This window comes from Nocardia aurantiaca, assembly GCF_009708175.1.
Lineage (GTDB): Bacteria > Actinomycetota > Actinomycetes > Mycobacteriales > Mycobacteriaceae > Nocardia > Nocardia aurantiaca.
On sequence record NZ_WMBB01000018.1, the window covers coordinates 16,379 to 32,854 of the forward strand.

Here is a 16,476-nt window from a genome sequence, read left to right on the forward strand (position 1 = left end):
CCGTCGACGCCTCGAACAGATCGCGGACCGCCAGCTGGGTGTCCAGGGCCGCGCCGAGGCGGGCGGTGACCTGGGTGGCGATCAGCGAGTTGCCGCCGAGCTCGAAGAAGTCGTCGTCGAGGCCGACCCGGCCGACGCAGAGCACGTCGGAGAAGGTGCCCGCGACGATCTCCTCGATCGGGGTGGACGGGGCGCGGAAGACCTTGGCCTCGAACACCGGCGCGGGCAGCCGCTTGCGATCCAGCTTGCCGGAGGCATTGAGCGGGAAGGCCTCCAGCACCACGAACGCGGCCGGGACCATGTAGCCGGGCAAGCCGTCCTGCAGTTCGGCGCGCACACGGTCGAGATCGACGCTGTGGCCGGCGGTCGGGATGACATAGCCGACCAGCTGCTCGCCGAGCCGCTCGTCGCTGCGGACCACGACCACCGACTGGGCGATGGCGTCGATGGCCGTCAGCGCGGCCTCGATCTCGCCGAGCTCGATGCGCAGACCGCGCAGCTTCACCTGGAAGTCGGTGCGGCCCAGGTATTCCAGTTCGCCGCGGCCGGCCCACTTGACGAGGTCGCCGGTGCGGTACATGCGCTCGCCGTCGTGGAACGGGTCGGCGACGAAGCGATCCGCGGTGAGCTCCGGCCGGCCGACGTAACCGCGCGCCAGCTGGATGCCCGACAGGTAGAGCTCACCCGCGACACCGGGGGCGACGGGATGCAGACGCGAATCCAGCACGTACACACGGGTGTTGAAGACCGGCGCGCCGATGGGCACCGACAGCGTGTCGGTGTCCTCGACCTCGTGGTAGGTGACGTCGACGGCCGCTTCGGTCGGGCCGTACAGGTTGTGCAGGCGGGCGCCGGTGAGTTCGCGCAGTTTCTGGGCGGTCGGCGCGGGCAGCGCCTCGCCGGAGGCGAAGACCTGCTGCAGCGAGACGCATTCCGACGCGATTCCCTCCCCGGTATTTCTCCTGCCCTCTTCTAGAGTCGCCACGAACACCGACATCATCGACGGCACGAAGTGCGCGGTGGTGACACCGGTCTCGATGATCAGATCGGCCAGGTAGCCCGGATCGCGGTGGCCGTCCGGCTTGGCGATGACCAGGGTCGCGCCGACCTGCAAGGGCCAGAAGAACTCCCAGACGGACACGTCGAAGGTGGCCGGGGTCTTCTGGAGCACCACGTCGTCGTTGTACAGGCCGTATTCGGTCTGCATCCAGACCAGGCGGTTGACGATGGCCGTGTGGCTCACCGCCACGCCCTTCGGGCGGCCGGTGGAACCCGACGTGAAGATCACGTACGCGACATTGTCGCCGCGCAGCGGGGCGATCCGGTCGGCGTCGGTGATCGGGGCGTCGGAGTAGCCGGACAGCGCTCCGCCTTCTCGCGCTTCCAGCTCGTCGATGAGCAGTGTGCGCGTGGTGGTTTCGAACCGGTCGCCGCCGGTGCTGAGCACGCAGACCGGCTGTGCGGTGTCGAGCACGTACTGGTTGCGCTCGGCCGGGTGGTCGGGGTCCAGCGGCACGTAGGCGCCACCGGCGACCGTGACGGCGTACATGCCGACCAGCAGCTCGAAGGAGCGCCGCATGCCCAGGGCCACATAGGTGTCCGGTCCGACGCCCTCGGCGATGAGGTGGCGGGCCAGCCTGTGCACGCGGGAGGCGAACTCGGCGTAGGTCAGACTGGTCCCCTCGAACACCAGCGCGGTGAGGTCGGGGGTCTGCTTCAGCTGGGTCTCGAACATCGAGGCGAGGGTGACCTCGGCGTCGATCTTCTTGCCGCCCAGCGCGACCCGCTTGACGTCGTACTCGGTGGCGTTCCAGGTGCGCAGCACCTGGCGGCGCTCCGCCGCGTCCAGCAGCTCGATATCGCCGACCAGCGCGGTCGGCTCGGCGACCACGGCCGACAGCAGGCGCACCAGGCGGTCGCCGAAGGCGGCGACCGTGGCCGGGTCGAACATGTCGGTGGCGTAGGCGAATTCGGCGGTCATGCCGGCGCCGTCGGCCCGCTCGGTGAGGTTGAGATGCAGGTCGAACTTGGCGGTGACCACGTCCAGCGGCACGCCCGCCACTTCCAGGCCGGGCAGGGTGAAGGTCGCCGCGCCGGTGTTCTGGAACGACAGCATGACCTGGAACAGCGGGTGGCGCGCCTGCGAGCGGGCCGGGTTGAGGATCTCCACCAGGCGCTCGAAGGGCAGGTCGGCGTGGCCGAAGGCGGCCAGGTCGGTGTCCTTGGTGCGGGCCAGCAGCTCGGCGAACTTCTCGCCCGAGTCGACGGCCGTGCGCAGCACCAGTGTGTTGACGAACATGCCGATGGCATCGTCGAGCACCTGCTCGCCACGGCCAGCGACCGCGGTGCCGATGGCGATGTCGTCGCCGCCGGACAGGCGCGCCAGCAGGGCCGCGAAGGCCGCGTGCACGACCATGAACAGCGATGCGCCGTGCTCGCGGGCCAGGCCGTTGAGCCCGGCCAGCAGCTCGGCGTCGATCGAGAATTCGTGCACGCCACCGGCATTGGACGCGACGGCCGGGCGCGGGCGATCCGACGGCAGGTCGATCTGATCGGGCAGCCCGGCCAGTTCGCTGCTCCAGTAGGAGACCTGCTGGGCGATCAGCGAGTCGGCGTCGTCCTCGTCGCCGAGGGTCTCGCGCTGCCACAGCGCGAAGTCGGCGTACTGCACCGGCAGCGGGGCCCAGTGCGGCGCTTCGCCGTTCGCGCGGGCCGCGTAGGCGACCATGACGTCGCGGGCCAGCGGCCGCACCGACCAGCCGTCGCCGGAGATGTGGTGCACCACGAAAACCAGCACGTGCGTGGGCTGTTCGGCATCCGCGACCCGCAGCAGCCCGGCGCGCACGGGCGCCGAGGCGGTCACGTCGAAGCCGGTGAGCACCAGTTCGGCGATCCGCTGGCGCAGATCGGCCTCGGCCACCTCGACCGGGGCCAGACCGGTGCCGCCTCCGTGGATGCCGGCATCGGCGGCCGAGTCCAGTCGGACCTGGTCGGCGGGCAGGATGACCTGCACGCCACGGCCTTCGGAGTTCTCCGGGTAGACGGTGCGCAGTACCTCATGCCGCTCCAGCACGTCGCCGACGGCGGCCAGCAGGGCATCCACGTCCAGATCGCCGGTCAGGCGCACAGCGAGCGGGATGTTGTTGACGGCCGAGGCGGTGTCGAAGCGGTTGAGGAACCACATGCGCTGCTGGGCCAGCGACAGCGGAATCTCGTCCGGCCGCACCTGGGCGACCAGTTCACGACGGCCGCCGGTGCCGGCCTGCGCGTCCACACGCGCGGCCAGGGCGGCCACGGTCGGGGCGTCGAAGAGGGTGCGGACGGGGATGCGGGTGTCCAGCGCCGAGCCCAGTCGCGCGACGACCTGGGTGGCGATCAGCGAGTTGCCGCCCAGTTCGAAGAAGTCGTCGTCCGCGCCGACCGGGTTCTCGAGTCCGAGCACCTCGGCGAAGACGTCCGCCACGATCTCCTCGGCACGCGTTGCGGCAGCGCGGAATTCGCGGGCGGCGAACTCCGGCTCGGGCAGCGCGCGGCGGTCCAGTTTGCCGTTGGCGCTGAGCGGGAACGCGTCCAGGGCCACGAAGGCCGCGGGGACCATGTAGGACGGCAGCTGCGCAGCCAGATGCTCACGCAACGCTTCCACATCGAGGGTGTTCGCATCCAGCGCGATCGGCTCGGTCGACGGCGACTGAGCCGGAACCACATACGCGACCAGCTGATCACCGGTGCGGGCGTCCGAACGCAGCACCACGACCGCCTGGGCGACCAACTCGTGGGAAGTCAGCGCGGATTCGATCTCGCCGAGCTCGATGCGCAGACCGCGCAGCTTCACCTGGAAGTCGGTGCGGCCGATGTACTCCAGCTCGCCGTCCGCGGTCCAGGTAACCAGGTCACCGGTGCGGTACATGCGCTTGCCGGGCGTGAAGGGGTTGGCCACGAAGCGATCCGACGACAGGTCGGGGCGCGCCACGTAGCCTCGCGCCAGCTGCGCGCCCGCGAGGTAGAGCTCGCCCGCCATGCCCGGGGCAACGGGGTGCAGACGCGAATCCAGCACGTACACCCGCGTGTTGAACACCGGACGCCCGATCGGCACGGTCTCGGTATCGGCGTCGGTGACCTGATGGTAGGTGACGTCGACGGCCGCTTCGGTCGGGCCGTACAGATTGTGCAGCGCCGCTCCGGTGACCCGGCGCAGCTGCTGGGCCGTAGTCGCCGGCAGCGCCTCACCCGAGGCGAACACCAAACGCAAGCTGGTGCACCGCACGGCCGCATCCTCCGCCACGAACACCGCCAGCATCGACGGCACGAAGTGCGCCGTCGTGACACCCTCGCGGGCAATGGTTTCCGCCAGATACACCGGATCCCGGTGCCCGTCCGGCTTGGCCACAACCAGCTTCGCACCAACCTGCAAAGGCCAGAAGAACTCCCACACCGACACATCGAAGGTAGCCGGGGTCTTCTGCAGGACAACATCGTCGCCCGTGAGGCCGTACTCGGCCTGCATCCACACCAAACGGTTCACAATCGCCGAATGCGGCACCGCCACACCCTTCGGACGACCGGTCGAACCCGACGTGAAGATCACATACGCGGTGTTCGAAGCACACAGCGGCGCATTTCGATCCGCGTCGGTGAGCACGGCGTCGGAGTAACCCGACAGGTCCACCGTGTCCACCGCGACGGTCGGCACGCTCGCGTGCGTGAACCCGTCGCGCGCGGTGGTGAGCACGCACACCGGCTGCGCGGTGTCGAGTACGTAGTCGATGCGCTCGGCCGGCTGGTCCAGGTCCAGCGGCACGTACGCGCCACCGGCCTCGACGATCGCGTACATGGCGACCACCAGGTCCAGCGAGCGGCGAATGCCCAGGGCCACCAGGCTCTCCGGGCCGACCCCGGCCTCGATGAGCTTGCGCGCCAGCCGGTGCACGCGTCCGGCGAACTCGGCGTAGGACAGACCTGTGCCCTCGAAGCTGACCGCGGTCGCGTCGGGTGTCCGCTCGGCCTGGGCCTCGAACAGCGCGACCAGCGTCTTGCCCGCGTCGCCGGAGGCGCTGCGCACGACCTCGCCCACGGCGGTGGTCTCGTCGGACAGCGTGCCGGAGGTCAGTTCCGCGAGTACGGAGTCGACGTCGGCGGTGGTCCGGTTCCAGTCCCGCAGCACCCGGGTGCGCTCGCCGGAGAGCAGCAGATCGATGTCGCCGACGGCCCGCTCCGGCTGCGCGGCAATGGCCTTCAGCAGGAGGTCGAAGCGGTCCGCGAAGCGCTCCATGGTGGCCGCGTCGAACAGGTCGGTGGCGTAGATCAGCTCGGCGGTGATGCCGGACGGGGCGGAGCCGTGGCCGTTGCCGGTCACGTCGTTGGCGCCCAGTTGCTCGGTGAGGACCAGCTGGAGGTCGAACTTGGCGGTGTCGATCGGCAGATCGACAGCGCTGACGGTCAGGCCGGGCAGTTCCAGTTCGGTGATGCCGGTGTTCTGGAACGACAGCATGACCTGGAACAGCGGGTGGCGGGCCTGCGAGCGGGCCGGGTTGAGGATCTCCACCAGGCGCTCGAAGGGCAGGTCGGCGTGACCGAAGGCCTGGATGTCGGTGGCGCGCACCGTGTCCAGGAGTTCGGTGAAACCAACGCCGCCGTCCACCTCGGTGCGCAGCACCAGGGTGTTGACGAACATGCCGATGAGGTCGTCGAGGGCGCGTTCACCACGACCGGCGACCGGGGTGCCGATGGCGATGTCCTGCTCACCCGACAGGCGCGACAGCAGTACGGCCAGGGCCGAGTGCATGACCATGAACAGCGTCGCGCCCCGGGTGCGGGCGAGTTCGGCCAGCTTGGCGTGGGTTTCGGCGTCCACTGTGAAGACGTGGGTGGCGCCGCGGCCGCTCGCCACGGCCGGCCGCGGCCGGTCGGCGGGCAGGTCCAGCTGGTCGGGCAGGCCGCGCAGCGAGTCACGCCAGTACGAGATCTGCTGGGAGATCACGGATTCGGCATCGGTCTCGTCGCCGAGCACGGCGCGCTGCCACAGCGCGTAGTCGGCGTACTGGACGTCCAAGGCGTGCCAGCCCGGCTCGCCGCCCTCGACGCGAGCGCCGTAGGCGGTCATGACATCCCGGGTGAGCGGACCCATGGAGAAGCCGTCGGCCGAGATGTGGTGCACCACCAGCGCGAGCACGTGCTCGGTGGGGCTGACCTCGAACAGGCGGGCCCGGAAGGGCACGTCGACGGTGACGTCGAATCCGGTCAGCACCAGTTCCGAGAGCGCCTGCGGCAGATCGGCTTCGGCGACCTCGACCGGGGTCAGGTCCGGAATGACCTGGCCGGTCGGGACGATCTCCTGGAACGCCTGTCCGTCGATCTCCGGGTAGCGGGTGCGCAGCGACTCGTGCCGCGCCAGCACGTCGGCGACGGCGATCTGCAGGGCCTGGCGGTCCACCAGACCCGACAGGCGCACGGCCGCCGGGATATTGTCCACGGCCGATTCGGGATCGAACCGGTTGAGGAACCACATGCGCTGCTGAGCCAGCGACAGCGGCAGCCGCTCGGGCCGCTCCTGTGCGACCAGCGGTCGGCGAGTCCCGGCGCCGGAATGGGTTTCGGCCCGCGCCGCCAGGGCGGCCACGGTCGGCGCCTCGAAAATCTCGCGCACGCCCAGCTGCGCGTCCAGCGCCGCCGACAGCCGCGCCGCCACCTGGGTAGCGATGAGCGAGTTGCCGCCGAGGGCGAAGAAGTCGTCGTCCAGGCCGACCCGCTCCAGGCCGAGGATCTCGGCGAACACACCGGCCACCATCTGCTCGACCGGCGTGACGGGCGCGCGGAACACCGCGGCCTCGAACACCGGCGCGGGCAGTGCCTTGCGGTCCAGCTTGCCGGACGCGTTGAGCGGGAACTCGTCGAGCACCATCAGGATCGACGGCACCATGTAGGCGGGCAGGCTCTCGCCGATCTCGGCGCGCACCTTCTCGGCGTCCACGGTGTGGCCCGCTGCCGGGATGACATAGGCGATCAACTGGTCGCCGGTATGCACATCGCTTCGCACCACGACCACCGCCTGGGCGACGGGATCCAGGGCGGTGAGCGCCGACTCGATCTCGCCGAGCTCGATGCGCAGACCACGCAGCTTCACCTGGAAGTCGGTGCGGCCGATGTACTCCAGCTCGCCGTCCGCGGTCCAGCTGACCAGGTCACCCGTGCGGTACATGCGCTCGGAAGTCCCGAACGGGTTGGCCACGAAGCGATCCGCGGACAGGTCGGGCCGCGCGACATAGCCGCGCGCCAGCTGATCGCCCGCGAGGTAGAGCTCACCCGCGACACCGACCGGAACCGGCCGCAGACGCGAATCCAGCACGTACACCCGCGTGTTGAACACCGGACGCCCGATCGGCACCGAGTCCACATCGACATCGACCACCCGATGGAAGGTCACATCGACCGCGGCCTCCGTCGGCCCGTACAGATTGTGCAGCTCGGCACCGGTCAACTCACGCAGCTTGTGCGCCGACTTCGGCGACAGCGCCTCACCGGAAGCGAAGACCAAACGCAGGGTGGTGCACCGCGCGGCCACATCCTCCGCCACGAACACCGCCAGCATCGACGGCACGAAGTGCGCCGTCGTGACACCCTCGCGGGCAATGGTTTCCGCCAGGTACACCGGATCCCGGTGCCCGTCCGGCTTGGCCACAACCAGCTTCGCACCAACCTGCAAAGGCCAGAAGAACTCCCACACCGACACATCGAAGGTAGCCGGGGTCTTCTGCAGGACAACATCTCCGGCGGTCAGGCCATACTCGGCCTGCATCCACACCAAACGGTTCACAATCGCCGAATGCGGCACCGCCACACCCTTCGGACGACCGGTCGAACCCGACGTGAAGATCACATACGCGGTATTCGAATCCCGCAGCGGCGCGCGGCGATCCGCGTCCGTCAGCGGTGCGGCCGAGTAGCTCGACAGGTCCAGCAGGTCGATGCGCACCTGCGCGGTGTCGACCGGGAGATCCTCGCCGGAGGTCAGCACGGTGACCGGGTCGGCGGTCTCGAGGATGTACTCGGTGCGCTCGGCCGGGTGGTCCGGATCCAGCGGCACATAGGCGGCGCCGGCGACGGCCACCGCGTACATGCCGACGACCAGATCGAGTGAGCGCCGCATACCCAGCGCCACAAACGATTCCGCGCCCACACCGCGCTCGATGAGCCAGCGGGCCAGGCGGTGCACCCGGTCGGCGAACTCGGCGTAGGACAGACTCGTCCCTTCGAACGTCAGCGCGGTCGTGTCCGGAGTGCGAGCGGCCTGCGCCTCGAACAGCGCGACCAGCGTCCGCACCGCGTCCCCGGACGTCTCCGCCGCCATTCCGGCGGACGGCAGCCCGTAGGTGTCGGCCAGCGCGGCATCCACATCGAATGCCGTGCTGTTCCACTGCGTCACAACCTGTTCGCGCTCGGCGGCATCGACTAGTTCGATATCGCCCACCGCCGCGGCGGGTTCGGTGGTGATGGCGGTGAGCACGCGGATCAGCCGGTCGGCGATGCGGTGGACGGTGTCCTCGTCGAACAGGTCGCGCAGGTAGCCGGCGCGGATGCGCAGGCGGGTGTCGAGCTGGGCGATGAGGGTGAGCGGGTAGTGGGTGGCGTCGGCGGCGTCCAGGCCGGTGACGGCCATGCCGTCGATATCGGCGGCCTGGGACCGGATGCCGTCGGCGTCGACGGGATAGGACTCGAAGACGACCAGGGTGTCGAAGAGCCCGCCGATGCCCGCGGCAGTCTGGATGTCGGCCAGGCCCACGTAGTGGTGGTCGAGCAGGTCGGCCTGCTCGCCCTGGGTGCGGGTGAGCAGCGCGCTCGCCGGCTCGGCCGGGTCGAAGGCGACGCGCACCGGGACGGTGTTGATGAACAGACCCACCATGGACTCGACGCCCGACAGCTGCGCGGGCCGGCCGGACACCGTGGTGCCGAAGAGCACGTCCTCGCGGCCGGTGAGGCGGCCGAGCAGGATGCCCCAGGCGACCTGGAGCACGGTGTTCGGGGTGACGCCGAGATCGGCGGCCAGTGCGGTCAGACGCGCGGTGGCGGCCTCGTCCAGGTCGAAGAAGTACTCGCCGGACAGGGCGGTGATCTCGCGGCCCGCGTCGGGGCGGGTGAGCAGGGTCGGCTCGGAGACGCCGTGCAGCGAGCGCTGCCACGCCGCCAGCGAAGCCGGACGATCCTGCGCCGCAACCCATTCCAGGAAGTAGCGGTAGGACCGCACCGGCGGCAGCACCGCGGTGTCGGAGTGCGTGGCGTACAGCACCAGCAGGTCCTGCATGAGCAGCGGCATGGACCAGCCGTCGAGCAGGATGTGGTGGTTGGCCACGGCCAGCTGATAGCTGCGCGTGCCGGTGCGCACCAGCGTGTAGCGGATGAGCGGCGGCTCGGTCAGATCGAAGCGCTGCACCCGGTCGGCGGCGATGATCTCCGCCGCGCGCGCGGCGCGGGCCGCGTCGTCGGCGATGTCGGTGAGGTCGTGGTTGGTCCACGCCACCTTCACGCCGTCGATGACCAGCTGTACCGGGACGCCCGCGGCGTCGTTCACGTACGCGGTGCGCAGGATCTCGTGCCGATCGATGAGCGCCTGCGCGGCCGACCGCAGCCGGTCGGCATCGACGCGGCCCTCGAGGGTGAGCACCGCCTGCGCGGTGTACACGTCCACGGAGGTGGCGGCCAGCTGCGCGTGGAAGAGCAGACCGGCCTGCAGCGCGGACAGCGGCCACACCTGGTCCAGCTCGCCGTACCGCTTCTCCCAGCCGTCGATATCGCGCTGGGTGACGCGGACCAGCCCGAAGTCGGACGGGGTGTGCCCGCCCGCCTGCGCGGAATCGGCGTGCCGCGCAACGGCTTCCAGCGCGTTGGTCCACAGCGCCGCGAATTCGGCGATCTCCGCGGCGCTCAGCAGCGTGCTCGGGTAGCCGATGTTCGCGGTCAGCTTGTCGCCGACGACGATGGCATTGATGTCGATCGGGGCCATGGCGGGCATATCGGCGTCGTACGCCCCGGCCAGTTCCGCCAGCTCGGGCGCCGGGATCCAGCCGAAGCCGCGCAGCGCCTCCGGCACATCGCCCTCGTTGACGCGGCCCAGGTAGTTGAAGCTGACCTGGCCCGGTAGCTGCTTGGGCAGCTGAGCCGCGGTCTCGGAGTTCATGTAGCGCAGCAGGCCGTAGCCGATGCCCTTGTCCGGCACCGCGAGCAGCTGCTCCTTGACGGCCTTGATGGCGCGGCCCATGGCGGGGCCGCCGGTGAGGGCGGCGTCCACCTCGATGGCCGACAGGTCGAAGCGTACCGGGAAGATGGCGGTGAACCACCCGACCGTGCGGGACAGGTCGGCGCCCGGCACGACCTCTTCCTCACGGCCGTGACCCTCCAGGCGGACGAGGGCTGTGTCTTGCCCCCCGGCGTCTTGCCCCCCGGCCTTCTCCCCCAGTCCCTTCCCGGCCCGGAACTTGGCCACCGCCAAGGCGAGCGCGGTCAGCAGACCGTCGTTCACACCACCGTGGAACAGGGCGGGCACGGTGGTCAGCAGCGACCTGGTGGCCTCGGCCGACAGCTCGACGCGGTGCTTGACGACGGTGGCGGTGACATCCACGGCCGGGTCCATGGCGCGCTCGGTGAGCAGCGGGTCCGGGCCCTCGACCACGGTGCGCCAGAACTCGAGCTCGGCGACCCGCTCGTCGGTGGCCGCCTCGCGTTCGAGGGCGTGCGCCCAGGTGCGCATGCTGGTGGTGGGTGCGACCAGCTCGGGGGTCTGTCCGGCGGACAGCCGGCCCCACGCGGTGACGAAGTCCGGCACGAGGATTCGCCAGGTGACACCGTCGACCACGAGGTGGTGGGCGACGACCACCAGACGTCCGGCCCGCGAGCGGTCCGAAGGCTCCAGCCACACGAACCGGATCACCTGTCCCGCAGCCGGATCCAGCTTGTCCAGCGTGGCATCCAACGCGGCCGTGGCGATCTCGACCAGCTGCGCGTCGGTGACGGACGCGTCGAACTCGGTGCGGTCGATGAGCGAATCCGCGTCGACGGTGCCGGGAGCACCGGTCTCGACGATCCAGTCCGCGTCCGGCACCCGGCGCAGGCGCGCCCGCAGCATGTCGTGGCGGTCGATGACCGCGCCGACGGTGGCGGCGATGCCCGCGCGATCGATGCCGATCGGCAGTTCCAGGGCCATGCTCTGGTTGAAGCGGCCGAACTCGCCCGGCCGGCCCGCCATGAACCGCACCACCGGGGTCAGCGGCATGACGCCCACGCCGCCGCCCGGCAACTCGGTCAGCTGCGGGGCCGAATCGCCCTGGCCGTCAGCGGTTTCCGCGATGGCCGCCAGGCCGGAGACGGTGCGCTGCTCGAACACGTCGCGCGGGCTGAACACCACACCCCGCGCCTTGGCCCGCGACACCAGCTGGATGGAGACGATGGAGTCGCCGCCCAGGGCGAAGAACGAGTCGTCGATGCCGACCCGCTCCAGACCCAACACCTCGGCGAAGACCTCGGCGATGGTGTGCTCGAGGGCATTGCGCGGGGCGCGGAAGACCACCTCGGTGGCGAAGACCGGCTCGGGCAGGGCCCGGCGGTCCAGCTTGCCGACCGGGGTCAGCGGCACCCGGTCGATGACCATGACCGAGGACGGCACCATGTAGGCGGGCAGGCGCTGCTCGACGTGCGCGGTCACGGTGGCCACATCGATCGAATGACCCGGCGCGGCAACCACATACGACACCAGCGAGGTCGCGCCCGCGGCGTTCTTGTGGCCGACGGTGACCGCGAAGTCGACGGACTCGTGCGAGGCCAGCGCGGCGTCGATCTCACCGAGCTCGATGCGGAAACCGCGCACCTTGACCTGGAAGTCGGAGCGGCCGACGTACTCGACCTCGCCGTCCGGGGTCCAGCGCACCACGTCGCCGGTGCGGTACATGCGCTCGCCCGCGCCGTACGGGTTGGCGACGAACCGCTCGGCGGTCAGGCCCGGTCGCGCATGGTAGCCGCGCGCCAGTTGAATGCCCGACAGGTACAGCTCACCCGCGACGCCCACCGGAACGGGGCGCAGGCGATTGTCGAGGATCAGCGACTGCATGCCTCGGATGGGCCCGCCGATGGTGACCAGATCACCCGGCGTCAGCGCGTCGCTGATGTTGGTCATGATGGTGGTCTCGGTCGGGCCGTAGCCGTTGTGGAAGGCACGAATCGTGCCGTCCGACTCTGTCCCCGCTCCGATCGGAACCGCCCACTTCTCGACCAGATCGGCCGGGACGGCTTCACCACCGGCGACCAGGACGCGCAACGAGTCCAGGCCCGCCGGTCCGAAGGTGGACAGCGCGGCCGGGGTGATGAACGCGTGGGTGGCCTGCTCGCTGCGGATCAGCTCGGCGAGCTCCTCACCGCCGTAGACGCCCGGCGGGACCACGACCAGGGTGCCGCCGGCACCGGTGGCGAGCAGGAATTCCAGCATGGACGCGTCGAACGAGGGCGACGCGAAATGCAGTGCGCGCGAGGAGGAGTCGAGCGCATACCGCTCGACTTGCTCGACGCTGAAGTTGGCCAGACCCGCGTGGGTGACCACGACGCCCTTGGGCACACCGGTGGAACCGGAGGTGTAGATGACGTAGGCCGGGTGCTCCGGGCGCAGCGGGCGCACCCGTTCGGCGTCGGCGATCGCGGTGTCCGCGAACCCGTTCAGGTCCAGCTCGTCGAGGACCAGCCACTCGACCGAGTCCGGCATGTCCGCGCGCACCGACGCCACGGTGAGGCCGACCGGCGAACCGGAGTCGGTGACCATGTGGGCGATGCGGTCGGCCGGGTAGTTCGGATCGACCGGCACGAAGGCCGCACCGGTCTTGGAGACCGACCATTCGGCGAAGTAGGAGTCGTCCGACCGCGGCACGGCGACCGCGACCAGATCCTCGGCGCCGATGCCGCGCTCGATGAGCAAGCGCGCCAGGCGGTTCGAGCGGGCCTCCAGCTCACCGTAGGACAGACTGCGCCCCTGGAATACGACCGCGGTCGCGTCCGGGTCGATGGCGACGGCGTCGGCGATGAGCTCGGGCAGCGTGCGCGCCGGGACGGCGGGCAGGCCGAAACGGGCGGTCAGATCGGCGCGCTCGTCCTGATCCAGGATGTCGATCGCGCCGACACCGATCTCCGGGTCAGCCGCGACGGCCTCCAGCACCCGCATCCAGCGCTGCGCGAATCCGACCGCGGTGGCCTCGTCGAACAGGTCGGTGGCATAGGTCAGCGCCAGCGCCATGGCCGTGCCCGCGCCGTCCGGGGAGACCTGCTCCGACAACGTGAACTGCAGATCGAAGCGGGAGATGTTCTCCTCGAGGTCCAGCGTGGAGACCGTCAGTCCCGGCAGTTCCAGGCTGGTGCGATCCAGGTTCTGGAAGGCGAGCATGACCTGGAACAGCGGGTTGCGGGCCTGCGAGCGCTCGGGCGCGAGCAGCTCCACCAACCGCTCGAACGGCACGTCGGCATTGCCGAAGGCGTCGAGGTCGGTGTGCCGCACCCGGTCCAGCAGATCGGTGAACGACTCGGCCGGATCGATGCCGGTGCGCAGCACCAGGGTGTTGACGAACATGCCGACCAGGTCGTCCAGCGCGGCCTCACCACGACCGGCGACCGGAGTGCCGACCGCGATGTCGTCGCCGCCGGACAGACGGGCCAGCAGCACCGCGAGGGCGCTGTGCATGACCATGAACAGCGACGAACCACGTTGGCGGGCAACGTCTTCCAGCGCCGCGACGAGTTCCGGCGACAGCGTCCGCCGCAGGGTCGCGCCGCGGTGCGAGGCGATCGGGGGGCGCGGGCGATCGGTGGGCAGTGCGAGCTCGTCCGGCACGCCGCCGAGCACGCGCTGCCAGTAGGCCACCTGGCGGGCCATGATCGAGGACGAATCCTCCTCGGAGCCCAGCACTTCGCGCTGCCACAGTGCGAAGTCGGCGTACTGCACGGCCAGCGGGGCCCAGCCCGGGACCGCGCCCTGGGTGCGCGCGGTGTAGGCGAGCATGACATCGCGGGCCAGCGGGGACATCGAGAAGCCGTCGGCCGCGATGTGATGGACGACGACCACGAGCACGTGCTCGGTACCGGAGTCGGTCACACGGAACAGGCGGGCGCGCAGCGGGACCTGCTCGGAGACGTTGAAGCCCAGCGTCGCGAACGCGGTCACCGTCGCCGTCAGATCGGCGGCCGTGACCGTGACCGGGCGCAGGTCGAGGGCGATCTCCTCGGCCGGGACGACGACCTGCATCGGGGTGCCGCCGTGCTCGGGATACCGGGTGCGCAGCGACTCGTGGCGGCGGACCACGTCCGCGACCGCGAGTTCCAGTGCGGCGGTGTCGAGTTCGCCGGTGAGCCGGATGGCCAGGGGGAGGTTGTAGGCGGCCGAGGAGGTGTCGTACTGGTTCAGGAACCACATGCGCTGCTGCGCGAACGACAGCGGCACCAGCTCCGCTCCACCTGCCTGCGCTTCGGGCGTGCGGGTGCGGGCCACCAGCTTGGCGCGGGACGCGCCGTCGGCGTGCGACTCGATGCGGGCCGCCAAAGCCTCGACCGTGCTCGCCTCGAACAGGGTGCGCACCGCGATCGTGGTGTCCAGCGCCGCGCCGATGCGCGACACCACCCGGGTGGCGATGAGCGAGTTGCCGCCCAGGTCGAAGAAGTCGTCGTCCAGGCCGACCCGCGCCAGATCGAGGACCTCGGCGAAGACGGCGGCGACCGTCTCCTGCACCGGGGTCTCCGGGGCGCGGAAGGCCCGCGCCTGCACGGCCGGGGCCGGGAGGGCGCGGCGGTCCAGCTTGCCGTTGACGGTCAACGGGATTCGGTCCAGCGCCACGATGGCGGACGGAACCATGTAGGACGGCAGCAGTTCGGCCGCGCCGTCGCGGACCGCGTCGACAGCGAAGGCGATGCCGTCCGTTTCCATTTCGCCGCTCGCCGCCGCCGGCACCACATAGGCCACGATGCGCTGATCGCCCGGCTGATCCTCGCGCACGATGACCGCGGCCTGGGCGACGCCCGGCTGGGCCAGCACGGCGGACTCGATCTCACCGAGCTCGATGCGGAAACCGCGCACCTTGACCTGGTCGTCGGCGCGGCCCAAATATTCCAGCTCGCCGAGACGGTTCCAGCGGGCCACGTCACCCGAACGGTACAGGCGCTCGCCCGGCGCTCCGAAGGGGTCGGCCACGAAGCGGGCCGCGGACAGGTCCGGGCGCCCCAGGTAGCCGCGCGCCAATTGCGGTCCGGCGACGTACATTTCGCCCGCGACACCGACCGGGACCGGGTGCAGACGGTCGTCGAGGACGTACACGCGCAGGCCCGCGATGGCGCGGCCGACCACCGAACCGGTGGCGGCGGCGATGGTGTCGGCGTCGAGCACGCGCACGGAGACGTGCACGGTGGTCTCGGTGATGCCGTACATATTGACCAGACATGGCGTGCCGGCCGCGGAGCGGCCATCGGATCCAGCGCCGTGGCGGGCTACCCAATCCGACAGGCGGCGCAGTTCGAGCGCCTCACCGCCGAAGATCACGTAGCGCAGCGCCAGCGCCTGCTGATCGCCCGCCGCGGCGGCGATCCGGTCCGCCTCGGCCAGCTGGTAGAAGGCCGACGGGGTCTGATTGAGCACCGTGACCCGTTCGCGGCGCAGCAGTTCCAGGAACTGCTCGGGCGAGCGCGAGACGTAGTAGTCGACGACCACGAGCTTGCCGCCGTAGAGCAGCGGGCCCCACAGCTCCCACACCGAGAAGTCGAAGGCATAGGAGTGGAACAGGGTCCACACGTCGCCGGGTCCGAAGCCGAATTCGCGATCGGTGTTCGCCATGAGGCGCACCACATTCCGGTGCGCCACGGCCACACCCTTGGGGCGGCCGGTGGAGCCGGAGGTGTAGATGACGTAGGCGATGTGGTCCGGGCGCAGCACGGCGCGGCGCTCGGCATCGGTGATCGGCGTATCGGCCGCGTCCTCGATATCGCCCGCCTCCAGCGAGAAGCCGTCCAGCAGCACGGTGCTCAGCTCGCCCGGCAGCTCGACGTGCACGGTCGAGTCGGTGATCACGCTGGTGGGCTTCGCGTCCGACAGCACGAAGGCGATGCGGTCGGCGGGGTAGGTCGGATCGATCGGCACGTAGCCCGCGCCGGTCTTGATCACGGCCAGCAGCGCCACGACCAGATCCGCCGACCGCGGCAGCAGCACGGCCACCAGCGACTCCGGACCCGCTCCCTCGCCGATCAGCCTGCGCGCCAGCGCATTCGCGCGGCGGTCCAGCTCGGAGTAGGTGAGCTCCTCATCGCCGAAGCGCACCGCGACACGATCCGGATGTCCGGCCACCGTCTGGTCGAACAGGCTCGACAGGGTGGCGTCGGCCTCGACGAACGGGCTGGCCGGCGCGACCAGGGCGGCGGCCTCGGGTGCGACGCCCGAGGCGCCCTCGGCGACCGCGCGTTCCGCGTCCGCGGTCC

At 70.4% G+C, this 16,476-nt stretch carries 1 protein-coding gene (running past both ends of the window); it reads right to left on the reverse strand.

Every position in this 16,476-nt window falls within one protein-coding gene, locus GLP40_RS30090, for a non-ribosomal peptide synthase/polyketide synthase, read on the reverse strand. The gene is 44,637 nt long; 13,565 of those nucleotides lie to the left of the window and 14,596 to its right, leaving coding positions 14,597-31,072 in view, spanning codon 4,866 (partial) through codon 10,358 (partial); reading right to left, the first codon wholly in view occupies positions 16,472-16,474. Both the start codon and the stop codon lie outside the window.